At 71.3% G+C, this 21,893-nt stretch carries 15 protein-coding genes and 2 tRNA genes; 7 read left to right on the top strand and 10 right to left on the bottom strand.

Annotation, left to right across the window (positions count from 1 at the left end; genetic code table 11):
- Window positions 1-8: 8 nt before the first annotated feature.
- The 9 genes from ACETWP_RS01110 to ACETWP_RS01070 all read right to left on the bottom strand — a co-directional run bounded on the left by ACETWP_RS01110 (window position 9) and on the right by ACETWP_RS01070 (window position 11,170).
- On the bottom strand, window positions 9-1,646 hold the full coding sequence (locus ACETWP_RS01110; RefSeq protein ID WP_373970341.1) for an ABC-F family ATP-binding cassette domain-containing protein: 1,638 nt from the start codon (window positions 1,644-1,646) through the stop codon (window positions 9-11).
- Between the two features lie 9 nt (window positions 1,647-1,655).
- Window positions 1,656-2,111 carry a MarR family winged helix-turn-helix transcriptional regulator gene (locus ACETWP_RS01105; RefSeq protein ID WP_373970340.1) on the bottom strand — a complete coding sequence of 152 codons (456 nt, stop codon included), beginning with the start codon at window positions 2,109-2,111 and terminating at the stop codon, window positions 1,656-1,658.
- Window positions 2,104-3,258, bottom strand: coding sequence for an LLM class flavin-dependent oxidoreductase (locus ACETWP_RS01100; RefSeq protein ID WP_373970339.1), 1,155 nt, complete (start codon window positions 3,256-3,258; stop codon window positions 2,104-2,106). Before ACETWP_RS01100 ends, ACETWP_RS01105 begins: the two co-directional genes overlap by 8 nt.
- Window positions 3,259-3,472: 214 nt before the next feature.
- Window positions 3,473-6,826, bottom strand: coding sequence for an efflux RND transporter permease subunit (locus tag ACETWP_RS01095; protein WP_373970338.1), 3,354 nt, complete (start codon window positions 6,824-6,826; stop codon window positions 3,473-3,475).
- A gap of 18 nt (window positions 6,827-6,844) precedes the next feature.
- Window positions 6,845-8,338 (bottom strand): malate:quinone oxidoreductase, encoded by a 1,494-nt coding sequence (locus ACETWP_RS01090; RefSeq protein ID WP_373970337.1) that lies wholly within the window; start codon window positions 8,336-8,338, stop codon window positions 6,845-6,847.
- Window positions 8,339-8,417: 79 nt separating this feature from the next.
- A complete protein-coding gene (locus tag ACETWP_RS01085; RefSeq protein WP_373970336.1) occupies window positions 8,418-10,181 on the bottom strand; it encodes an ABC transporter substrate-binding protein in 1,764 nt (587 codons plus the stop codon).
- A 114-nt stretch (window positions 10,182-10,295) separates the two neighbouring features.
- Window positions 10,296-10,377, bottom strand: a tRNA-Leu gene (locus ACETWP_RS01080).
- Between the two features lie 145 nt (window positions 10,378-10,522).
- On the bottom strand, window positions 10,523-11,008 hold the full coding sequence (gene bcp / locus ACETWP_RS01075) for a thioredoxin-dependent thiol peroxidase (protein ID WP_373970335.1): 486 nt from the start codon (window positions 11,006-11,008) through the stop codon (window positions 10,523-10,525).
- Between the two features lie 86 nt (window positions 11,009-11,094).
- Window positions 11,095-11,170: transfer RNA gene (locus ACETWP_RS01070), tRNA-Lys, on the bottom strand.
- 174 nt (window positions 11,171-11,344) lie between these two features.
- Between ACETWP_RS01070 and ACETWP_RS01065 the strand changes: the two genes are divergently transcribed.
- Window positions 11,345-12,289 carry a 2-hydroxyacid dehydrogenase gene (locus ACETWP_RS01065; protein ID WP_373970334.1) on the top strand — a complete coding sequence of 315 codons (945 nt, stop codon included), beginning with the start codon at window positions 11,345-11,347 and terminating at the stop codon, window positions 12,287-12,289.
- A 78-nt stretch (window positions 12,290-12,367) separates the two neighbouring features.
- Here the strand turns inward: ACETWP_RS01065 and ACETWP_RS01060 are convergent, their stop codons facing one another.
- Window positions 12,368-12,886, bottom strand: coding sequence for a hypothetical protein (locus ACETWP_RS01060; protein WP_373970333.1), 519 nt, complete (start codon window positions 12,884-12,886; stop codon window positions 12,368-12,370).
- A 100-nt stretch (window positions 12,887-12,986) separates the two neighbouring features.
- Here ACETWP_RS01060 and ilvD point away from each other — a divergent pair, with 100 nt between their 5' ends.
- The 6 genes from ilvD (at window position 12,987) to metG (ending at window position 21,892) form a co-directional block, all read left to right on the top strand.
- Window positions 12,987-14,690 carry a dihydroxy-acid dehydratase gene (ilvD, locus tag ACETWP_RS01055; protein WP_373970332.1) on the top strand — a complete coding sequence of 568 codons (1,704 nt, stop codon included), beginning with the start codon at window positions 12,987-12,989 and terminating at the stop codon, window positions 14,688-14,690.
- 255 nt (window positions 14,691-14,945) lie between these two features.
- Entirely contained in the window at window positions 14,946-16,826 is a 1,881-nt protein-coding gene (locus ACETWP_RS01050) for an acetolactate synthase large subunit (protein ID WP_373970331.1), read from the top strand.
- Window positions 16,827-16,829: 3 nt separating this feature from the next.
- On the top strand, window positions 16,830-17,348 hold the full coding sequence (gene ilvN / locus ACETWP_RS01045) for an acetolactate synthase small subunit (protein WP_373970330.1): 519 nt from the start codon (window positions 16,830-16,832) through the stop codon (window positions 17,346-17,348).
- A gap of 29 nt (window positions 17,349-17,377) precedes the next feature.
- On the top strand, window positions 17,378-18,403 hold the full coding sequence (gene ilvC, locus ACETWP_RS01040) for a ketol-acid reductoisomerase (RefSeq protein ID WP_373970329.1): 1,026 nt from the start codon (window positions 17,378-17,380) through the stop codon (window positions 18,401-18,403).
- Window positions 18,404-18,649: 246 nt separating this feature from the next.
- Window positions 18,650-20,245 carry a phosphoglycerate dehydrogenase gene (gene serA / locus ACETWP_RS01035; RefSeq protein ID WP_373970328.1) on the top strand — a complete coding sequence of 532 codons (1,596 nt, stop codon included), beginning with the start codon at window positions 18,650-18,652 and terminating at the stop codon, window positions 20,243-20,245.
- Window positions 20,246-20,320: 75 nt separating this feature from the next.
- Window positions 20,321-21,892 (top strand): methionine--tRNA ligase, encoded by a 1,572-nt coding sequence (metG, locus tag ACETWP_RS01030; protein ID WP_373970327.1) that lies wholly within the window; start codon window positions 20,321-20,323, stop codon window positions 21,890-21,892.
- Window position 21,893: the final 1 nt, after the last annotated feature.

Raw genomic sequence — 21,893 nt, 5'->3', positions numbered from 1 at the left:
CGGCGGCGTCAGAGGACGGACGGCACGCCGTCCACGACGTGCCAGCGCTGGTCGAGCCGGACGTTGCCGAGCAGCCGGCGGTCGTGCGAGACCAGAAGCAGGGCCCCGTCGTAGCTTTCCAGCGCCTCCTCCAGCTGCTCGATCGCGGGCAGGTCGAGGTGGTTGGTCGGCTCGTCGAGGACCAGCAGGTTCACGCCCCGGGCCTGCAGGAGGGCCAGCGCCGCGCGCGTCCGCTCGCCCGGGGAAAGGCGCCCCACCGCGCTGGAGACCTGGTCGGCCTTGAGCCCGAACTTGGCCAGCAGCGTCCGAGCCTCGGCCGGATTGAGCTCCGGCACGGCGCCGCAGAACGCGTCGCCGAGCGGCAGGTCCTCGTCGAGTCCCGTGCGGGCCTGGTCGATCTCGCCGATGGCGACACTGGCGCCCAGGCTGGCGCTGCCGGCGTCGGGGGACTCGTGCCCGAGCAGGAGGCGCAGCAGCGTGGTCTTGCCCGCCCCGTTGGGGCCGGTGATGCCGATCCGTTCGCCGGCGTTGACCTGCAGCGAGGCGGGCCCGAAGTCGAAGCCGCCGCGGCGCAGCGTCGCCTCGTTGAGTGTCGCGACCACGGAGCTGGACCGCGGGGCCGCGCCGATGCTGAACTGGAGGGCCCACTCCTTGCGCGGCTCCTCCACCTCCTCGAGGCGGGCAATCCTCGACTCCATCTGGCGGACCTTTTGGGCCTGCTTCTCCGAGGACTCGGTGCTGGCCTTGCGCCGGATCTTGTCGTTGTCCGGGCTCTTCTTCATCGCGTTGCGGACGCCCTGGCTGCTCCACTCGCGCTGGGTCCGCGCCCGAGAGACCAGGTCGGACTTCTTGTCGGCGAACTCCTCGTATGCCTCCCGGGCGTGGCGGCGCGCCACGGCCCGCTCGGCGAGATAGGCGTCGTAGCCGCCGTCGTACAGGGCGACCTTGTTCTGGGCGAGGTCCAGCTCGACCACCTTGGTCACGCAGCGCGCCAGGAACTCGCGGTCGTGGGAAACCAGCACGACGCCGGCGCGCAGCCCGCGCACGAACCCCTCGAGCCGCTCGAGCCCGGCCAGGTCGAGGTCGTTGGTCGGCTCGTCCAGCAGGACGAGGTCGAAGCGGCTGAGCAGGAGCGCGGCCAGCGCCACGCGCGCCGCCTGGCCGCCCGAGAGCCCGGTCATGGCCGCGTCGGGCCCGAGGGTGAGGCCGAGTTCGCCGAGGACCGGGGGGATCCGCTCGTCGAGGTCGGCGGCGCCGCACGCCAGCCAGTGGTCCAGCGCGTCCGCGTAGGCGTCGTCGGCTCCGGGCGCGCCGGCTCCGAGCGCCTCCGCGGCGGCCTCCATGGCGGCGGTGGCCTCGGAGCATCCGGTGCGGCGGCCGAGGTACCCCGCGACGGTCTCGCCCTCGATCCGTTCGTGCTCCTGCGGGAGCCATCCCACGAAGGCGTCCGAGGGGGCCGTCGAGACGCTGCCCTGCTGCGGACGGTCCGCCCCGGCCAGCAGGCGCAGCAGCGTGGACTTGCCGGCGCCGTTGGCGCCCACGACCCCGACGACGTCGCCCGGGGCGACGGTCAGGTTCAGTCCGGAGAAGAGGGTGCGGTGGGCGTGGCCTCCGGAGAGGTCCTTGGCCACGAGGGTAGCGCTCATCCCTCCATCCTAAGAGGAGCCGACGGCCCCGCCGAGTCGCGTGGTCAGGGCTGTGAGCTCCCGGAGCTGCTCCGGGGAGAGCGCGGGGGAGAGCAGCTCGTGGATGTGCCGGACGTGCTCCCTGCCGATCTTCCGCTGCAGCTCGCGTCCGCGGTCCGTCAGGGTCAGCCGAACGGCGCGCTGGTCGCACGGGTCCGGCCGCCGCTCCACGAGTCCCTTGGACTCCAGCCGCTCGACCATGCGGCTCAGGCTCGGCTGGCTCATCAGGACGTGCTCGTTGAGGTCGCCGAGCCGCAGGCCTCCGCTGGGGCAGCGGCTGAGGTTGAAGAGCACGTCGTACTCGCGCATGTTCACGCCCTTGAACGCGGGATGCTTCTGCAGGCGGCGCATGATGGTCACCTGGCAGCGGAACAGCGCCTCCCACGCCTCGGAGGCCTCCCGCAGCGAGGCGGCCTCGTCAGGCATGGTGCACCTCGCGGTCGGCGGGCGCCCCGCGGCCGGCCGGCGCCGCGGCCGCCGTCGTGTCCGCCGCGTGCGCGGCCTTCCGGGCGGCCACGCGGCCGGCGTGGGTCGGTGGGGCCGGGTGGTCGGCCGGCTTCCGCTTGGCGTACTCCTCCCGCAGGGCGGGCAGGACGGTCTCGCCGAACAGGTCCAGCTGCCGGAGCACGGTCGCCAGCGGCAGGCCGGCGTGGTCGATGAGGAACAGCTGGCGGTGGTAGTCGCCGAAGTACTCCTGGAAGCTCAGGGTCTTCTCCAGCACCTCCTGGGGGCTGCCGACCGTCAGCGGGGTCTGCGCGGTGAAGTCCTCCATCGACGGACCGTGTCCGTAGACGGGCGCGTTGTCGAAGTACGGCCGGAATTCCCGGACCGCGTCCTGCGAGTTCCGGGCCATGAAGAACTGGCCGCCGAGGCCGACGACGGCCTGGTCCGCCCGTCCGTGCCCGTAGTGCTCGTAGCGCTCGCGGTAGAGTCCGATCAGCTGCTGGTAGTGCTCCTTGGGCCAGAAGATGTTGTTGGCGAAGAACCCGTCGCCGTAGTAGGCGGCGATCTCCGCGACCTGCGGCGTGCGGATCGAACCGTGCCAGACGAAGGGCGCGACGCCGTCCAGCGGCCGCGGCGTCGATGTGAAGTTCTGGAGCGGGGTGCGGTGCTTGCCGCTCCAGTTGACGGTGTCCTCGTCCCAGAGGCGGCGGAGCAGGTGGTAGTTCTCGACCGTCAGCTCCACGGAGTCCTGGTTGCTCTTGCCGAACCACGGGTAGACCGGGGCGGTGTTGCCGCGTCCCAGCACCAGGTCGACGCGGCCGTCCGAGAGGTGTTGAAGCATCGCGTAGTCCTCGGCGATCTTCACCGGATCGTTCGTGGTGATGAGGGTGGTGGCGGTGGAGAGGATGATCCGCTCCGTCTGCGCGGCGATGTGGGCCAGCAGGGTCGTCGGGGAGGACGAGAAGAACGGGCGGTTGTGGTGCTCTCCGATGGCGAAGACGTCCATGCCGATCTCCTCCACCTTCCGGGCGATCGCCACCGAGGCCTTGATGCGCTCGTGCTCGGTGGGGGTGCGTCCGGTGGTGGGGTCGGTGGTGATGTCGCTGACGCTGAAGACGCCGATCTGCATGGGGTACCTCCTGGTTGCCTGACACCATCATGCCAGAATTTCAATGCATATGCATGTAAAAGCGCGGGAGGCGGCGGATTGATTCCCCCGGACGCGCGTGACGTCGGACACCCGTCCGCCCAGTGGCGCGGGCATGGCGCGGGACGGCGAAGGACCCGCGCCCGGGACGGGGGACGGGCATCCCGCCCCGACGTCCCGGGGGAGCGCGGCCGGCTCAGGGGCGGGCGCCCGCGCCCAGGGGGTCGAGGTCGTCGTCGCTGCGGCGCGGGCCGCCGCCGTCCGACGTCGCGGCCGCTTCGCCGTCCCGCGCGCGGCGCCGGCCCGAGGGGGCGGGCGCCGCGCCCGCCGGCGAGCCTTCCGCGGGAGTCCTGTACGGGTCTGCCCCGGCCGCGGGGCGGCCGTCCCCGGCGCGGCGGGCGGCCCGGCGCTCACGCCGACCCTCGACCAGCCGGTAGAGCACCGGCACGAGGACCAGCGTGAGCGCCGTGGAGGAGACCAGACCGCCGATGACGACGACGGCGAGGGGCTGGGAGATGAAGCCGCCCTCGCCGGTGAGGCCCAGCGCCAGCGGGGTGAGCGCGAAGACCGTGGCCAGGGCGGTCATGAGGATCGGGCGCAGGCGTTGCCGGGCGCCGTGGTGGATGGCGTCGTCCAGGCTCATGCCGGCGGAGTGCCCGCCGGGGTGCCGGTACTGGTTGATGAGGTCGATGAGCACGATCGCATTGGTCACGACGATGCCCACGAGCATCAGCATGCCGATCAGGGACGGCAGGCCCAGGGGGACGCCGGTGAGCAGCAACAGCCCGATCGCGCCCGTCGCCGCGAACGGGACCGAGACCAGCAGGATCAGCGGTTGGATCAGCGACTTGAACGTCGCGACCATGATGACGTAGACGATCGCGACGGCGGCCAAGAGGGCCAGGAACAGCTGCTCGAAGGACTCCGCCTGCTGGGTGGCGGCACCGCCCAGCTCGGCCGTCGCGCCCTCCGGCAGGACCAGCGTCTCGAGCCGCTCCGCGACCGCGGTGGACACGCCGCCGAGGTCGTTCTCGCCGGGGGTGATGGACACCGTGGCGATGCGCTGGCCGTTGTTGCTGGAGATGCTCGCCGGTGCCTCCGTCAGTTCCACGGTGGCGACGTCGCCGAGGGCGACGGGTCCGCTCGCGGTCGGCAGCACCACCTGGCGCAGGTCCTCGACGGTCTCCGCCGAGCCGCCCTCTCCGATGCTGACCGGGAAGTCCGTGAAGCCGAGGCGGACGCTTCCGGCCGGCACGGGCTGGAGCGCCGCGGCGGCGAGGCCGCCGACCTGTTCGTCGGACAGGCCGAGCCGGGCGGCCTCCTCCGGGTCGACCGTGACGGACACCTGCGGACGGGCCGCGGAGAGGTCGCTCTCCGCCCCGCGCGAGCCGGGAATGCCGTCCATGGCCGCGAGGACGTCGTCGGCGGCCTCCTCCAGCAACGCGGGGGTCGGCGCGAAGACCTGGACCGAGACGTCGGAGCTGGCGCCGAAGCCGCCGCCCTGGGTGCTGAACGAGATGTCACCGTCGGCGTCGACCGCTTCGACCCGGGCGCGCGCGTCGTCGATGATGGCTTCGAGGTCCGCGCCGGCCTCCGCGATGACGGTGTAGGACGCGGAATCGGTCGAACCCCCGCCGGCGAACGAGGCGATGCCGGTGGCGGTGCCGGCGGTGAGCTGGACGTCCAGGACGCCTGGCGTTCCGCGCAGCGCCTGTTCCACGCCCTCGGCGGCGGCCAGGGTCGTGTCCAGCGAGGACCCGGCCGGGAGCTGCTGGTCCACGCTGAAGCTGTTCTGCCCCGTCGACCCCAGCAGGTTGGTCGGCAGCAGGGGCACCATGAGTGCGGTCGCGGCCAGCACGAGGCCGGCGCCCGTCAGGGTCACGACGGGGTGGCGCTGGGTCGAGTCGAGGACGGGGCGGTAGCCGCGCTGCAGCCACGAGCGTTCCTCGGCCTCCTCGGCCGCCGCGCGGGCACGCCCGGCCGTCGCCGCGTCGGCGGCGCCCGGCCGGGTCCGTCCCAGGAACCAGTAGGCCAGAACGGGAACAATGGTGAGCGACACGACCAGGGAGGCCAGCAGGGCGACGGTGACCGTCAGCGCGAACGGGCGGAACAGCTCGCCGGCCAGGCCGCCGACGAAGGCGACCGGCGCGAAGACCGCGACCGTCGTCAGCGTCGCCGCCGTCACGGCGGTCGCGACCTCGCGCACGGCCGTTCGGATCGCCGCGCCCTTCTCTTCGCCGTAGGCCAGGTGTCGCTTGATGTTCTCGATCACCACGATCGAGTCGTCGACGACGCGGCCGATCGAGATGGTGAGCGCCCCCAGCGTCAGGACGTTGAGGGAGTAGCCGGAGACGCCCAGCCCGATGAACGTCACGAGCAGGGACAGGGGGATGGAGATGGCGGTGACCAGTGTGGCCCGGGCGCTGCGGAGGAACACCAGGATGATGACGACCGCGAAGCCCAGCCCCAGCAGGCCCTCGGTGGTCAGGTCCTTGATGGACTTCTCGATGAACGGGGCCTGGTCGAAGACCGTGGTGAACCGGACGTCCCCGCCGAGCTCGGCGGTGAGGCCGGGCAGCTGTTCCGCCACGAGGTGGGAGATGGCCACGGTGTCGCCGTCCGGCGTCTTGGTCAGCGACAGGGCCAGGGTCGGCAGGCCGTTGGTGCGTGTCACCGACGTCGGTTCGTCGTCCACGATGTCCACGGTGGCGAGGTCGCCGACGGTGCGGACCGCGCGCTCCGCGGGTGCGCCGGGCTGCGCGGCCGCCCCGGCCGTCGGCTGGCCGGCGCCCGGGGTGGCCTCGCCGTCCGCGCCGGCCACGGGGATGCCCCGCAGGTCCGCGAGCGAGGCGATGGTGGTCCCCGCCTGCACGGGCAGGGTCAGTCCGTCCTGGCCGACGGAGCCGATCGGGAACAAGCCGGAGTTCTCCTCGAGGGCGGTCCTGAGGTCGGCGACGGTCAGCCCCGAATCCTCCAGTGCCGCCTCGTCCGGGAGGACGGCGATCCGCTGCGTCGCTCCGCCGGTGACCTCGACGGTTCGCACGCCCTCGATCTTGCGCAACTGCGGGACGGCGAGGCGTTCGACGTCGGACTTGAGGGCGTTGAGCGACTCCCCGCCGGAGACCGCGAGGTAGACGATCGGGAAGTCGGAGATGGACCCGGCGAACGACGACGGCTCGACATCCTCGGGCAGGATCGCCTGGGAGTTGGCGACCGCCCTGTCCACCTGGCTGCGCGCCCGGTCGAGGTCGGTGCCGTACGCGAAGGTCAGGGAGATCGTGGAGACGCCCGTGCGGGAGGTCGCGGTGGAGGACTCCAGCCCCTCGACCGCCTGCAGCGCGCTTTCCAACGGCTCGCTCACCTGCTTGTCGACGACCTCCGGGGACGCCCCCTGCATCGCGGAAACCACGGTGATCCGCGGGAACTCCAGTGACGGGATGAGCTCCTGCTTGAGCGAGCCCATGGTGATCACGCCGAACACGGCGGCGAACACCGTGACCAGCGCGATCAGAGCCCGGTTGCCGAGTGACAGCGCGGCCAGACGGTGCATGGGGTCTCCTTCGGGAGGCTAGGCCAGTTCAAGGACCCTGTTGGTGGAGGCGGTGACCTCGGCGAGGAGCGCCGGGTTCGAGTTCAGCGCGGTGCCGTGGCTGGGAATGATCTCCGTCAGCCTCGGCTCCCAGCCCGCGAACCGCTGGGGGAAGCAGCGCCGGAGCACCTCGACCATGATGGGTGCGGCCGTCGACGCGCCCGGGGACGCGCCGAGCAGGCCGGAGATGGTCCCGTCGGCGCTCGTGATGACCTCGGTGCCGAACTGCAGCACCCCGCCCTTCTTCGGGTCCTTCTTGATGACCTGCACACGCTGGCCGGCGCTGATGAGCTCCCATTCGCCCGCCTCCGCGTTCGGGACGTACTCGCCCAGCGCCTCGTCCTTCTTCGAACGCGACTTGAGGACCTCCTTGACCAGGTACTTCGTCAGGTCGAGGTTGTCCTTGCCGACGGCGAGCATCGGCAGGATGTTGTGGGCCCGGATGGACAGCGGCAGGTCCAGCAGCGAGCCCGTCTTGAGGAAGTTCGTGGAGAAGCCCGCGTACGGGCCGAACATCAGGGAGCGCTTGCCGTCGACGAACCGCGTGTCCAGGTGCGGAACGGACATCGGCGGGGCGCCGACGGACGCCTGGCCGTAGACCTTCGCGTGGTGCCGGGCGATCGTGGCCTCGTTGGTGTTCCGCAGGAACTGGCCGGAGACGGGGAATCCGCCGAAGCCCTTGGCCTCGGGAATGCCGGACGCCTGGAGCAGCGACAGCGCGCCGCCGCCGGCCCCGACGAAGACGAACCTCGCGTTCACCTCCCGCTTCTCGCCGGTCGCGCGGTTCTTGACCGTGAGCTTCCAGCCGGAGCCGGAGCGCTCGAGGTCCGTGACGCGGTGGCCGAAGTTCAGGTCGGCGCCCGCGGTGCCGAGGTGGCTGGTCAGCTGGCGGGTCAGGGAACCGAAGTCGACGTCGGTGCCGCCGGCGACGCGCGACGCGGCGACGCGGGTGTTCGGGTTCCGGCCCTCGGCGACGAGGGGAGCCCACTCGGCGATCCGCGCCAGGTCCTCCGTGTGCTCGATCGACTCGAAGAGCGGCTGGGAGCGCAGGGCCTCGTAGCGCGTCCGCAGGTAGTCGGCGTGGCCGTCGCCGATGACGAAGCTCATGTGCGGCAGGGCGTTGATGAAGGACTTCGGGGAACCGATCAGCCCCTTCTCGACCATGTGCGCGTAGAACTGACGCGAGACCTGCCACTGCTCGTTGATGCCGATCGCCTTCGTCGGATCGACGCTGCCGTCGGGGGACGCGGGCGTGTAGTTCAGCTCGCACAGGGCGGAGTGGCCGGTGCCGGCGTTGTTCCAGGGCCCGGAGGACTCCAGCCCGGCCTGGTCCAGGTTCTCGAAGAGGCCGATGCTCCACTCGGGCTCGAGCTCGTGGACGAGCGTGCCCAGGGTGGCGCTCATGATGCCGCCCCCGATGAGTGCGACGTCGAGGTTTTGCGGGGTGGTGGGGGCGGGCACGGTGTTCTCCATCCGACAGTCACTGGTGGCTTAGGGCAAGGTTAGCGTGGCGGCGAGACCCGGATGAAATCAGGCCGACGCGCCGGCGTCGTCAAGTGGCCAGTGTCACGCGGTCGAACACCTCGTCCAGCACGGGGCTTGAGGGATAGCTCACGACCCGGTCGCTGGCGGCGACCGCGGAGATCGGATACGCGATCGGCAGCGCCGGGAGGTCGTTCGCGAGCACCTCGCCGATCTCCTGGTAGGCCGTGGCCCGGGCGTCGCCGTTGGGCAGGGACCGCGCGGCGGCGAGCCGCGCGCGCAGCGCGGGGGACTCGTAGCCGAATTCCGCGGAGGCGTCGCCGAAGAGGGAACCAACGAAGTGGTCCGGGTCGCGGTAGCTGCCGTTCCACCCCAGCAGGTGGAAGCCCGGCCGCTTGCCGCCCAGCACCGTGTCCAGGTAGCCGTCCGACCAGTCGATGGGCACGGGCCGGATGTTGAAGCCGACGGCGGTGAGCTGGCGGCTGAGTTCGGCGTAGATGCGTTCCGGCAGCGGCAGGTAGGCGCGCGTGATGTTCAGCGGGTACGCGAACGGGATGGGTTCGCCGTCGTAGCCCGACGCGGCCAGGAGCTCGCGGGCCTCGTTCTCGTTGAAGCCGAAGTAGGTCTCGGCGTCCGGAACGCCGAGGCTCGGGGGGACGAACCCGCGGGCCTCCTTGGTGCCGGCGATGAAGAACTGCTCGATCAGCCGCTGGCGGTTCACGGCGTGGGCGGCGGCCCGCCGCACGCCGTCCTCGGCCAGCGCCGGATGGTCCCGGTTCATGCCCAGGTAGAAGACGGAGAACGGATCCCGCTGGAGGATCTGCTGCCCTCCGCGGACCAATTCGCGCAGCTCGTCCAGGGTCACCATGTCGTAGCCGTCGATGTCCCGCCGGCGCAGCGCGCGCAGGCGGGACGCGGGATCGCGGAGAGCCTCGAAGGCGACCGTGCCGAGCTGGCCCTGTGCGCGCCAGTGGCGCGGGTTCCACTCGAGCGTGACCTCCTCGTCCGTCTGCGCCGTGAACACGAAGGGTCCGGTACCGACCGGGTTCCGGCCGAACCCGGACGCGATGCGCCCCGACGCGTCGGCCGTCGGATTGTCGGCGTCGAGTTCGCGCAGCGCCGCGGGGGAGGCGATGCCGAAGCCGGGCATGGTCAGGGCCTCGATGAGGCCCGTGAGCGGCCGGCGCAGATACAGGATGAAGGTGCGCGCATCGGCCGCCCGGCAGCCCGCGTAGTAGCTGCCGGACGCCTCCGGCTCCGGTGCGTCGCGGGCGTCCCCCGAGGCCGGTTGCGACGCCGGGGCGGACCCCGGGCCGGACGCCGAGACGGGGCGGTGGTGGAACACCAGCTCGAAGGCCCGGCCCGCGCGGCCACCCACCTTCTCCGTCAGGCCGGACCAGCGCTGGAAGTTGGCGACCACGGCGTTGGCGTCGAAGGCCGTGCCGTCGTGGAAGAGGACGCGGTCGCGCAGGGCGAAGGTGACGGTGAGGCCGTCCTCGCTGGCCTGCCAGCCGGTGGCCAGCGCCGGCGTCGGCGATCCGGTGTTGGGGTCGACGCCGACCAGGCCCTCGAAGATCTGCCGGGTGATGCGGAACGACTCGTTGTCGATGGCCAGCGCGGGGTCCAGGGTGTCCGGCAATCCGGCGGCGCCGAACCGGAACCCGGGGCGTGGGGCGGCGCTTCCCCCGGAGGTCGTCGACGGTCCGGACGGTGGGCGGGCGACGGTGCACCCCGTGGCCGTGGCCAGCAGGGCGGCGCCGAGTCCCAGCACGGTGCGGCGGGACGGCGCGGGAGGCGTCCGGCGGGGGCCGTTGTCGTGTGGGCTGCGCTGCACGCTGTGGGGCTCCTTGCTGCGGGAGAGGTGGCAGATGGGCGTCCGTGGCGGAACGCCCAGTCTATGGTGCAACGCACGGGGCCCCCGGAAAGATCCGGGGGCCCCGTGCCGGGGTGCGAGCGGGGGGACTTGAACCCCCACGTCCGAAGACACTGGAACCTAAATCCAGCGCGTCTGCCAATTTCGCCACGCTCGCGCGGCCGCCGCCGCGGCGGGTCCGGCCGGACCCGCCGGCGGGCGGGCGCGGCCCTTCGGGCCTGCACCAGTGTAGCGGAACGCCTTCGCCGCGCCGGCGCGGAGCGGTGGGTTGCGGGCGCCGCCCCGCTGGTGGCGGCCCGAAACTATGCGGCGTCCAGCCCCAGATCGCGGCGGAGTTTGGCGACGTGGCCGGTGGCGCGCACGTTGTACTGGGCAAGGTCCACGCGCCCGTCCTCGCCGACGACGACGGTGGACCGGATGAGCCCCTGGTAGGTCTTGCCGTAGTTCTTCTTCTCGCCCCAGGCGCCGTAGGCGGACGCGACGGCGTGGTCCTCGTCGCTGAGCAGCGGGAACGTCAGGCCCTCGGTCTCCTGGAACTTCTTGAGCTTCGCCGGGGCGTCGGGGGACACCCCGACCACGCGGTATCCCGCGGCCGCGAGCGAGGCCAGGCTGTCCCGGAAGTCGCAGGCCTGCGTGGTGCACCCGGGGGTGGCCGCCGCCGGGTAGAAGTACACGACGACCCGCGACCCGGAGAAGTCCGCGAGCGACACGGGCCGGCCCTCGGCGTCGGGGAGCGTGAAGGCCGGGGCGGTGTCGCCGGCCGCGAGACGGGATCCGGTGGTGGCCATGGGGTTCCTCCTGGGGACGGCGGTCTGGTGGCGTGTCGGCGGGGACGAAAAAGGAGGCCGACCTGACGGCCGACCTCCTTTTCCCGTGGTGCACCCCCCGGGACTTGAACCCGGAACCCATTGATTAAGAGTCAATTGCTCTGCCAATTGAGCTAGAGGTGCATCGTTCCTGGCGGCCGGTCCGTTTCCGTCCCCGCCGCTTCCGCAACGGGATAAGACACTACCAGCCCCGGGGCGCCCGCGCAAAGCGGGGCGGGCAGTTGAGACGGACCTCACGTCCGGGGCCCGTCGCGGCGTGCGACGACCCGTCCCGCAGTGCTGTCCTAGGCTGTCGTCATGCGACCCATCCATGCCGTCACCTTCCCGTCCGATGAGCTCCTCGCCGCGTGCTCGCCCCTGCCGGAGGGCGTCCGCGCGGGTGTCTGGGACCTCGTGTCCGGGCCCCGCGGGCTCGCCCTCGACGAGATCGAGGCCGTCGTCCTGCCGTACGCCATGGGCACGGACGCGTTCGCGGAGGTGCGCCGGGCGCCGGGCGTGCGCCTGGTGCAGACCCAGTCCACGGGATACGACGGCGTGTCGCGGCTCGTGGGCGAGGACGTCGGCGTCGCCTCCGCCCACGGCGTGCACGCCGCCGCCACCGCCGAGCTCGCCGTGGGCCTCGCCCTGGCGTCGCTGCGCGGGATCGGCGAGGCGGCCCGGGACCAGCTCGACGGAGCCTGGAACCCCGCGCGCTGGCCGGGTCTGGCGGACCGGCGCGTCGGCCTGGTCGGCGTGGGCGGGATCGGGGAGGAGATCCGGCGCCGGCTGGACCCCTTCGAAGTCGACCTGGTGCGCTTCGGCACCGGTTCGCGCGACGACGCGCACGGACGGGTGCACGCCATCTCCGAGCTGCGCGACCTGGCCCCCGGGATCGAGGTGCTCATCTGCATCGTGCCGCTGACCACGCGGACGCGCCACCTGGTGGGCCGGGAGCTCCTCGCGGCGCTTCCCGACGGCGCCGTCGTCGTGAACGTGGCCCGGGGCCCGGTCGTGGACACCGACGCGCTGACGGCCGAGGTGGCCTCCGGGCGGCTGCGCTGCGCCATCGACGTCGTCGACCCCGAGCCGCTGCCCGCGGACCACCCGCTGTGGCGGCTCCCGGGCGCCCTCGTCACGCCACACAATGGCGGCAACACCGAGGCGTTCCCGCCGCGGATCGAGGCGCTGCTGCGCCGGCAGGTGCGGGCCGTCGCGGCCGGCCGCGAACCGGAGAACCTCGTCCACCGCGGGAACCGGCTGTAGGAGCCGGCCGCGGAGCCGGCCGGCAGGCGCGGCCCGGGAGGCGGCGACGGGTCGAGGCCCAGCCGGGTGCCGGGCGCCTCAGCCCCGCCGCTGGCCGTCGCCCGACGGTTCCCCGTCGCCAGCGCTTCCCGGGCCGCCGCCGTCGAACCCGTCGAGCATGGTCATGAACTCGTCCATGAAGTCGCGGAAGTCCAGGGCGTCGCGTGCCTGGTCCAGGCGCACGCGGCCCCCCGCGGCCGTCGACACGGCCGCGGGGGCGTCCACGGAGGGCGTGCCGTCGACGCCGAAGCGGAAGACGCGGCCGGTGCTGGTGCCGACCTCGTGCCCGCCGGCCCGCACCTCGGCGAGGTGGCTGAGGTTCGTCAGGTTGATCGCCACGGCGGGCTCGAGCGCCGCGAGCGTGCGGGGGTGCAGCGGGGCGACGACGATTTCCATCGGCTGTCGCCGGAATCCGACCACGAAGGCCCCGCCCGCCCCGGCGCGGCCGGCGGCGTAGACGAGGTTGTAGCTCCCGTAGTTCGGGATCTGCCCGTCGAAGGCCCGGTGCAGGTGGGACTTGAGCGCGGCGTCGCCGTCGTCGTGCACTTCGTTGCCCATGGCCCCAGTCTAGGCCGGGGTGCCGGACGCCCGCGCGGTTATGTTGCGCCGCCGGGTCACGGGTTCGTTGCGATCGTTAACGAGTCCTACAATCGGGTTCATGAGCCAGGACACCACCCCAGACATCAAACCCCGCAGCCGCGCCGTCACCGACGGCATCCACGCAGCCCCCGCCCGCGGCATGTTCCGCGCGGTCGGGATGGGCGACGACGACTTCGCCAAGCCGCAGATCGGCGTCGCGAGCTCCTGGAACGAGATCACGCCCTGCAACCTGTCGCTCAACCGCCTGGCGCAGGGCGCCAAGGAGGGTGTCCACTCCGGGGGCGGGTTCCCGATGCAGTTCGGCACCATCTCCGTCTCCGACGGCATCTCCATGGGCCACGAGGGCATGCACTACTCCCTGGTGTCCCGCGAGGTCATCGCCGACTCCGTCGAGACGGTCATGATGGCCGAGCGGATCGACGGCTCCGTCCTGCTGGCCGGCTGCGACAAGTCCCTGCCCGGCATGCTCATGGCGGCCGCGCGGCTGGACCTGGCCAGCGTCTTCCTCTACGCGGGATCGATCATGCCCGGGTTCGCGAAGCTCGAGGACGGCACGGAGAAGGAGGTCACGCTCATCGACGCCTTCGAGGCGGTCGGCGCGTGCGCCGCCGGGAAGATGAGCCTGAAGGACCTCGACGCGATCGAGCGCGCCATCTGCCCGGGCGAGGGAGCCTGCGGCGGGATGTACACCGCGAACACCATGGCCTGCATCGGCGAGGCGCTGGGCATGTCGCTCCCCGGTTCGGCCGCCCCGCCGTCGGCCGACCGCCGCCGCGACATGTTCGCACGGGCCTCGGGCGAGGCCGTCGTGAACCTCCTGCGGCTCGGGATCACCGCCCGGGACATCCTCACGAAGAAGGCGTTCGAGAACGCCATCGCCGTCACCATGGCCTTCGGCGGGTCGACCAACGCCGTGCTGCACCTCCTGGCCATCGCCCGCGAGGCGGAGGTGGACCTGACGCTCGAGGACTTCAACCGCATCGGCGACCGCATCCCGCACCTCGGCGACCTCAAGCCGTTCGGCCGCTACGTCATGGTCGACGTGGACCGCATGGGCGGCGTCCCCGTCATCATGAAGGCGCTCCTGGACGCCGGCCTCCTGCACGGCGACTGCCTCACGGTCACGGGCCGCACGGTCGCGGAGAACCTCGCCGAGATCAACCCGCCGGACCTGGACGGCAAGATCCTGCGCGCGCTGGACAACCCGATCCACAAGACCGGCGGCATCACCGTGCTCCACGGCTCCCTGGCGCCCGAGGGCGCCGTCGTGAAGAGCGCGGGGTTCGACGCCGACGTCTTCGAGGGCTCGGCCCGCGTGTTCGAGCGCGAACAGGGCGCCCTCGACGCGCTGGACCGCGGCGAGATCCACGCGGGCGACGTCGTGGTCATCCGCTACGAGGGGCCCAAGGGCGGCCCCGGCATGCGGGAGATGCTGGCCATCACCGGGGCCATCAAGGGCGCCGGTCTGGGCCGGGACGTGCTGCTGCTCACCGACGGCCGCTTCTCCGGCGGCACCACGGGGCTGTGCATCGGCCACGTCGCCCCGGAAGCGGTCGACGGCGGTCCGATCGCGTTCGTCCGGGACGGCGACCGGATCCGCGTGGACATCGCGGCCCGCACCTTCGACCTGCTGGTCGACGCCGGGGAGCTCGAGGAGCGCAAGGCCGGCTGGTCCCCGCTCCCGGGCAAGTTCACCACGGGCGTGCTGGGCAAGTACGCGAAGCTGGTCCACTCGGCCAGCACCGGCGCGTACTGCGGCTAGGGGCGCGTCCGGTGGGGGCCTGTCCACCCACCGGACACCCCGTCCACCATATGAGACAGGCAGTGGGTTTGTTGACAGTGATCGCGGACACCGTGGAGACTGACAGCATGCAGATTCGCACCGACGTCCTACGAGTTACCAAGCGCGTGGCCTAGTCCATCGTTGGTAGGACAGGTGACGCGCAAACCCCACTGACGCCGCAAGGCCGGAGGGGTTTTTTTATGCGCCGAACACCAGAAGAGAAGGAAGAATCCTATGAGTAACGGAACACCCATCAGCCCTTCGCTGGTGGCCAAGGCCGCTGGCCGTGCCAAGGATGCAGCCCCCGTCTCTTCGGCCGTGGACGCATCGAGCCGGGTCCAGGGCCCGAACAACATCGTTCCACCCACGGAGATGACCGGCTCGCAGGCCATCGTCCGCGCGCTGGAGGAACTGGGCGTCACGGACGTCTTCGGGCTTCCGGGCGGGGCCATCCTCCCCACCTACGACCCGCTCATGGACTCCACGAAGATCAAGCACGTCCTGGTGCGCCACGAGCAGGGAGCCGGCCACGCGGCCCAGGGGTACGCCATGGTGACCGGGCAGGTCGGCGTGTGCATCGCGACCTCCGGCCCGGGCGCCACCAACCTCGTCACCGCCATCGCGGACGCCCACATGGACTCGGTCCCGATGGTCGCCATCACGGGCCAGGTCAACAGCGCGTTCATCGGAACCGACGCGTTCCAGGAGGCGGACATCGTCGGCATCACCATGCCGATCACCAAGCACTCCTTCCTGGTCACGGACGCCGCGGACATCCCGCGGGTCATGGCCGAGGCCTTCCACATCGCCGGAACCGGCCGGCCCGGTCCGGTCCTGGTGGACATCACCAAGGACGCCCAGACGTCCACCGCGCCGTTCTCCTGGCCGCCGCGGATCGACCTGCCCGGCTACCGCACGGTCGTCCGCGGCCACGCCAAGCAGGTCCGCGAGGCCGCGAAGCTGATCGCCGCGTCGTCGCGTCCCGTCTTCTACGTCGGCGGCGGCGTCATCAAGGGGCATGCCTCGCGCGAGCTGCTCGAGCTGGCCGAGTACGTCGGCGCCCCCGTGGTGACCACCCTCCAGGCCCGCGGGGCGTTCCCCGACTCCCACCGGCAGCACGTGGGCATGCCGGGCATGCACGGGTCCGTCTCGGCGGTCACCGCGCTGCAGCAGTCGGACCTGCTGATCACGCTCGGCGCCCGGTTCGACGACCGTGTCACCGGCGTCCTCAGCTCCTTCGCCCCGAACGCGCTCGTCATCCACGCGGACATCGACCCGGCGGAGATCTCCAAGAACCGCACGGCGGACGTCCCGATCGTCGGGTCCGTCAAGGAGATCATCCCGGAGCTGCTCGACGCCTGCCGCGCGCGTTTCGCGGAGGAGGGCGCCCCGGGCCTCGAGGCCTGGTGGTCCACCCTGAACCGGCTCCGCGACACCTACCCGATCGGCTACACGGACACCGCCGACGGGCTCACCGCGCCGCAGAAGGTGATCCAGCGCATCGGAGAGCTGACCGGCCCGGAGGGCGTCTACGTCGCCGGCGTCGGCCAGCACCAGATGTGGGCGGCGCAGTTCGTCAAGTACGAGCGGCCCCACCAGTGGCTGAACTCCGGCGGGCTGGGCACCATGGGCTACTCGGTGCCGGCGGCCATGGGTGCGAAGGTCGGCAACCCCGACCGCGTGGTCTGGTCGATCGACGGCGACGGCTGCTTCCAGATGACCAACCAGGAACTGGCGACCTGCGTCATCAACAAGATCCCCATCAAGGTGGCGGTGATCAACAACTCCTCGCTCGGCATGGTGCGCCAGTGGCAGACGCTGTTCTACGAGTCCCGCTACTCCAACACGGACCTGAACACCGGCCACGGCTCGGTCCGCGTGCCGGACTTCGTGAAGCTCGCGGACGCCTACGGCTGCGTCGGGTTGCGCTGCGAACGCGACGAGGACATCGACGCGACCATCGCCGAAGCACTGGCCATCAACGACCGGCCCGTGGTCATCGACTTCGTGGTCAGCGCCGACGCCATGGTGTGGCCGATGGTGCCCTCCGGCGTCGGCAACGACGCCATCCAGATCGCCCGGGGCATGACCCCGGATTGGGAAGAGGAGGACTAGGACATGGCACGCCACACCCTTTCCGTGCTCGTGGAGGACGTCCCCGGCGTCCTGACGCGCGTTGCCGGGCTCTTCGCCCGGCGCGCGTTCAACATCCACTCGCTCGCGGTGGGTCCGACGGAGGTGCCCGGCATGTCCCGGGTCACCGTCGTCGTCGACGCCGAGGGCCACCTGCTGGAACAGGTGACCAAGCAGCTGAACAAGCTGATCAACGTCATCAAGATCGTCGAACTCACCCCCGAATCGTCAGTGCAGCGCGACCACATCCTGGTCAAGGTGCGCGCGGACGCCGCAACCAGGCTGCAGGTAACCCAGGCAGCCGACCTCTTCCGTGCCTCGGTGGTGGACGTCTCCACCGAATCCGTCATCATCGAGGCCACCGGAACCGCCGAGAAGCTCAACGCCCTCCTGGCGGTCCTCGAGCCCTTCGGCGTCCGGGAAATCGTCCAGTCCGGAACCCTGGCCGTCGGCCGCGGCTCCAAATCGATGTCGGACCGCGCCCTGCGGTCCGTCTCCGCCTGACCCACAGCCCCACCCAAGGAGTAACCACAGTGACCGACATGTACTACGACGACGACGCCGACCTGTCCATCATCCAGGGCCGCACCGTCGCCATCATCGGCTACGGGTCCCAGGGCCACGCCCACGCGCTGAGCCTGCGCGATTCCGGCGTCGACGTCCGCGTCGGCCTCAAGGACGGCTCCGCCTCCCGCGCGAAGGCCGAGTCCGAGGGCCTGCGCGTCCTCTCCGTCTCCGCGGCGGCGGCCGAGGCGGACGTCATCATGATCCTGACCCCGGACCAGGTCCAGGCCGAGGTCTACAAGAACGAGATCGCGCAGAACCTGCAGGCCGGCGACGCGCTGTTCTTCGGGCACGGCTTCAACATCCGCTACGGCTTCATCCAGCCGCCGGCGGACGTCGACGTGGCGCTCGTCGCCCCCAAGGGGCCGGGCCACATCGTGCGCCGCGAGTTCGAGGCCGGCCGCGGCGTGCCGGACCTGATTGCCGTCGAGCAGAACGCGTCCGGCAAGGCCAAGGAGCTGGCCCTGTCCTACGCCAAGGCCATCGGCGGCACCCGCGCGGGCGTCATCGAGACCACGTTCAAGGAAGAGACCGAGACGGACCTCTTCGGCGAGCAGGCCGTCCTCTGCGGCGGCGCCTCCCAGCTGGTGCAGTACGGCTTCGAGGTGCTCACCGAAGCCGGCTACAAGCCGGAGATCGCGTACTTCGAGGTCCTGCACGAGCTGAAGCTGATCGTGGACCTCATGGTCGAGGGCGGGATCGCCAAGCAGCGCTGGTCGGTCTCCGACACCGCGGAGTACGGCGACTACGTCTCCGGCCCGCGCGTGATCACCCCGGTCGTGAAGGAGAACATGAAGGCCGTGCTCGCCGACATCCAGGACGGGACCTTCGCCCAGCGCTTCATGGACGACCAGGCCAACGGCGCGCCCGAGTTCCTCGAGCTGCGCCGGAAGGGCGAGGACCACCCCATCGAGGCCACCGGCCGCGAGCTGCGCAAGCTGTTCTCCTGGATCAAGTCCGAGGACGACTACACCGAGGGCGTCGCGGCGCGCTAGGCGCCCGCCCATTCGCCGAGGCCGCGCGGCTTCCGCGGAACACCACGACGGCGGCGCCCGTCCGGCAGACACCGGACGGGCGCCGCCGTCGCGTCGCGGGCCCGGGGCATGCCGCACCTCACACGTGATCCGTCCGTAACATGGGCGCCCCGACGCCGCGCGGGGGAGGCGCGGCCGATAATCTGGGGGCAGGCCGGGTCCGCCCGGAGCAGCATCAGCCCCCTCCACAGCAAAGGTGCCACACCCGTGTCAGACACGAAACCCGTCGTCCTGCTCGCCGAAGAGCTCTCGCCCGCCACCGTCGCGGCACTCGGCCCCGACTTCGAGATCCGGCAGACCGACGGGGCGGACCGGGCGCAGCTGCTGGCGGCCATCGCCGACGTCGACGCGATCCTGGTCCGCTCGGCCACGAAGGTCGACGCCGAGGCGATCGCCGCCGCCACGCGGCTGAAGGTCATCGCCCGCGCCGGCGTCGGGCTGGACAACGTCGACATCAAGGCGGCCACGCAGGCCGGGGTCATGGTCGTCAACGCCCCGACCTCCAACATCGTCTCCGCGGCCGAGCTGACCGTCGGGCACATCGTCTCGCTGGCCCGCCGCATCCCCGCCGCCAGCGCCTCGCTCAAGGCGGGGGAGTGGAAGCGCTCCAAGTACACCGGCGTCGAGCTGTACGAGAAGACGGCCGGCATCATCGGCCTCGGACGGATCGGCGCCCTCGTCGCCGCCCGCCTGCAGGGCTTCGGCATGGACGTGGCCGCCTACGACCCCTACGTCACGTCGGCGCGCGCGCAGCAGCTGGGGGTCCGCCTCCTGGAGCTCGACGAGCTGCTCGCCGAGTCCGACTTCATCACCATCCACATGCCCAAGACGCCGGAGACGGTGGGCATGCTCGGGGCCGAGGCCTTCGCCAAGATGAAGGACACCGCCTACGTCGTCAACGTCGCCCGCGGCGGCCTCGTCGACGAGGAGGCGCTCCACGACGCCCTCGTCTCCGGCGCGATCGCCGGCGCCGGGATCGACGTCTTCGTCAGCGAGCCCAGCACCGACCTGCCGTTCTTCGGCCTGGAGAACGTCGTGGTCACCCCGCACCTCGGTGCGTCCACGGACGAGGCCCAGGAGAAGGCCGGGGTCTCGGTCGCCAAGTCCGTGCGGCTGGCGCTGGCCGGGGACCTCGTCCCCGACGCCGTAAACGTCGCCGGCGGCGTGATCGACCCGAGCGTCCGCCCGGGCATCCCGCTGATGGAGAAGCTCGGCCGCATCTTCACCGCCCTGGCGGAGGACTCGGTCACGGCCCTTGAGATCGAGGTCGCCGGCGAGATCGCGTCGCTGGACGTCAAGGCGCTGGAGCTGGCCGCCCTCAAGGGCGTGTTCATGGACGTCGTCTCCGAGCAGGTCTCCTACGTGAACGCCCCGGTCCTGGCCGAGCAGCGCGGCGTGGGCACCCGGCTCGTCACGACCTCCGAGTCCGAGGAGTACCGCAACGTCCTGACGATCCGTGGCGCGCTGTCCGACGGCCGCCAGCTCTCCGTCGCGGGCACGTTGACCGGCCCGAAGCAGATCGAGAAGCTCGTCGCCGTCAACGGCTACGAGCTGGAGATCCCCATCAACGACCACCTGCTGGTGCTGATCTACCACGACCGCCCGGGCGTGATCGGTTCGCTCGGCAGCTCGCTGGGGCAGCACGGCGTCAACATCGCCGCCATGCAGGTGGCGCGCGACGAGGCGGCCGGCGACGCGCTGGCCGTCCTCGCGATCGACTCCGCGCTCCCGGCGGGCGTGCTGGACGAGGTCCGCGACACCGTCGGGGCAACGATCGCCCGCGAGGTGAACCTGGCCGAGTAGGGCCCGCGGACGACGGCGGCGGCGGGCGGCTTCACATCGAAGCCGCCCGCCGCCGTCGTACGGTAGATTTCTCAGGTGACTTCGACCCAGGACCAGACCCCGTTCTACATCACCACCGCGATCTCCTACCCCAACGGCGTGCCGCACATCGGGCACGCGTACGAGGTGATCGCGACGGACGCGATGGCGCGCTTCAAGCGCCTGGACGGCTACGACGTGTTCTTCCTCACCGGCACCGACGAGCACGGGCAGAAGATGCTCCAGACCGCCGAGAAGGAGGGCATCACGCCCCGCGAGCTGGCGCAGCGCAACTCGGACGCGTTCCAGGAGATGAACGACGAGCTGGGCATCAGCTACGACCGCTTCATCCGCACCACCGACGCCGACCACTACGAGGCCGCCCAGGCCATCTGGCGGCGCATGGAGCGCAACGGCGACATCTACCTGGACAAGTACTCCGGCTGGTACTCGGTGCGCGACGAGTCCTACTACCCGGAGGAGGACACCGAGGTCCGCGGGGACGGCGTGCGGTACTCCAAGGAGACCGACACAGAGGTCGTGTGGACCGAGGAGGAGTCGTACTTCTTCCGCCTGTCCGCCTACCAGGACAAGCTCCTGGAGCTCTACCGCGAACGCCCGGCGTTCGGCGCGCCGCAGTCCCGCTTCAACGAGGTGATCCGCTTCGTGGAGCGCGGCCTGGAGGACCTGTCCATCTCCCGCACCACGTTCGACTGGGGCGTCCCCGTGCCCGGCAACCCGAAGCACGTGATGTACGTGTGGGTGGACGCGCTGACGAACTACCTCACGGCGGCGGGATTCCCCGACACCGAGTCGGCCGCCTTCCGGAAGTACTGGCCGGCGGACGTCCACGTGATCGGCAAGGACATCTCCCGCTTCCACGCGATCTACTGGCCGGCGTTCCTGATGTCGGCCCGGCTGGAGCTGCCGCGCCGGGTCATGATCCACGGACACCTGCACAACCAGGGCGTGAAGATGTCCAAGTCGCTGGGCAACGTCGTCGCACCCACCGACTGGATCCGGACCTACGGGCTGGACCAGGTGCGCTTCTTCCTTCTGCGGGAGGTCCCCTTCGGCGCCGATGGCAACTACAGCCACGACGCGATCGTGGGGCGGATGAACTCCGACCTCGCCAACAACCTGGGCAACCTGGCCCAGCGCTCGCTGTCGATGGTCGGCAAGAACTGCGGCGCGGCGGTGCCCGCGCCGGGGGAGCTCACCCGCGAGGACGCCGAGCTGCTGGACGCCGCCGACGCGCTGCTCGGATCCTCGCGCGACGCGTACTCGCGGCAGGAGTTCAGCCGGTCCCTGGAATCCCTCTGGACCGTCCTCGGCGACACCAACGCCTACTTCGCCGAGCAGCAGCCGTGGGTCCTGCGCAAGACGGACCCCGCCCGCATGGAGACTGTCCTCTACGTGACGCTGGAGGTGCTGCGCAAGGTCGCGCTGCTCGCCCAGCCGGTCATGCCGACCTCCGCCGGCGCGCTGCTGGACGCCCTGGGCCAGCACGACGGCGCGGCGCGCACGTTCGCGGCGTTCGGTACGCCGATCGCGCCGGGCACCGCGCTGCCGGCCCCCGCGCCGATCTTCCCGAAGTACGAGGAGCCGGCCGAGGAACCGGTCCGGTAGC

This window comes from Arthrobacter halodurans (assembly GCF_041877255.1).
Lineage (GTDB): Bacteria > Actinomycetota > Actinomycetes > Actinomycetales > Micrococcaceae > Arthrobacter_N > Arthrobacter_N halodurans.
Note: the sequence above shows the minus strand (reverse complement) of the source record. Positions and strands in the feature narration are given on the sequence as shown.

Bases quoted from the DNA above. Each gene is read 5' to 3' on its own strand.
- ACETWP_RS01110 (WP_373970341.1), bottom strand. From the start codon at position 1,646: ATGAGCGCTACCCTCGTGGCCAAGGACCTCTCCGGAGGCCACGCCCAC.
- ACETWP_RS01065 (WP_373970334.1), top strand. From the start codon at position 11,345: ATGCGACCCATCCATGCCGTCACCTTCCCGTCCGATGAGCTCCTCGCC.
- ACETWP_RS01100 (WP_373970339.1), bottom strand. From the start codon at position 3,258: ATGCAGATCGGCGTCTTCAGCGTCAGCGACATCACCACCGACCCCACC.
- ilvD (WP_373970332.1), top strand. From the start codon at position 12,987: ATGAGCCAGGACACCACCCCAGACATCAAACCCCGCAGCCGCGCCGTC.
- ilvN (WP_373970330.1), top strand. From the start codon at position 16,830: ATGGCACGCCACACCCTTTCCGTGCTCGTGGAGGACGTCCCCGGCGTC.
- ACETWP_RS01060 (WP_373970333.1), bottom strand. From the start codon at position 12,886: ATGGGCAACGAAGTGCACGACGACGGCGACGCCGCGCTCAAGTCCCAC.
- bcp (WP_373970335.1), bottom strand. From the start codon at position 11,008: ATGGCCACCACCGGATCCCGTCTCGCGGCCGGCGACACCGCCCCGGCC.
- ACETWP_RS01050 (WP_373970331.1), top strand. From the start codon at position 14,946: ATGAGTAACGGAACACCCATCAGCCCTTCGCTGGTGGCCAAGGCCGCT.
- ACETWP_RS01095 (WP_373970338.1), bottom strand. From the start codon at position 6,826: ATGCACCGTCTGGCCGCGCTGTCACTCGGCAACCGGGCTCTGATCGCG.
- ACETWP_RS01105 (WP_373970340.1), bottom strand. From the start codon at position 2,111: ATGCCTGACGAGGCCGCCTCGCTGCGGGAGGCCTCCGAGGCGTGGGAG.
- ACETWP_RS01090 (WP_373970337.1), bottom strand. From the start codon at position 8,338: ATGGAGAACACCGTGCCCGCCCCCACCACCCCGCAAAACCTCGACGTC.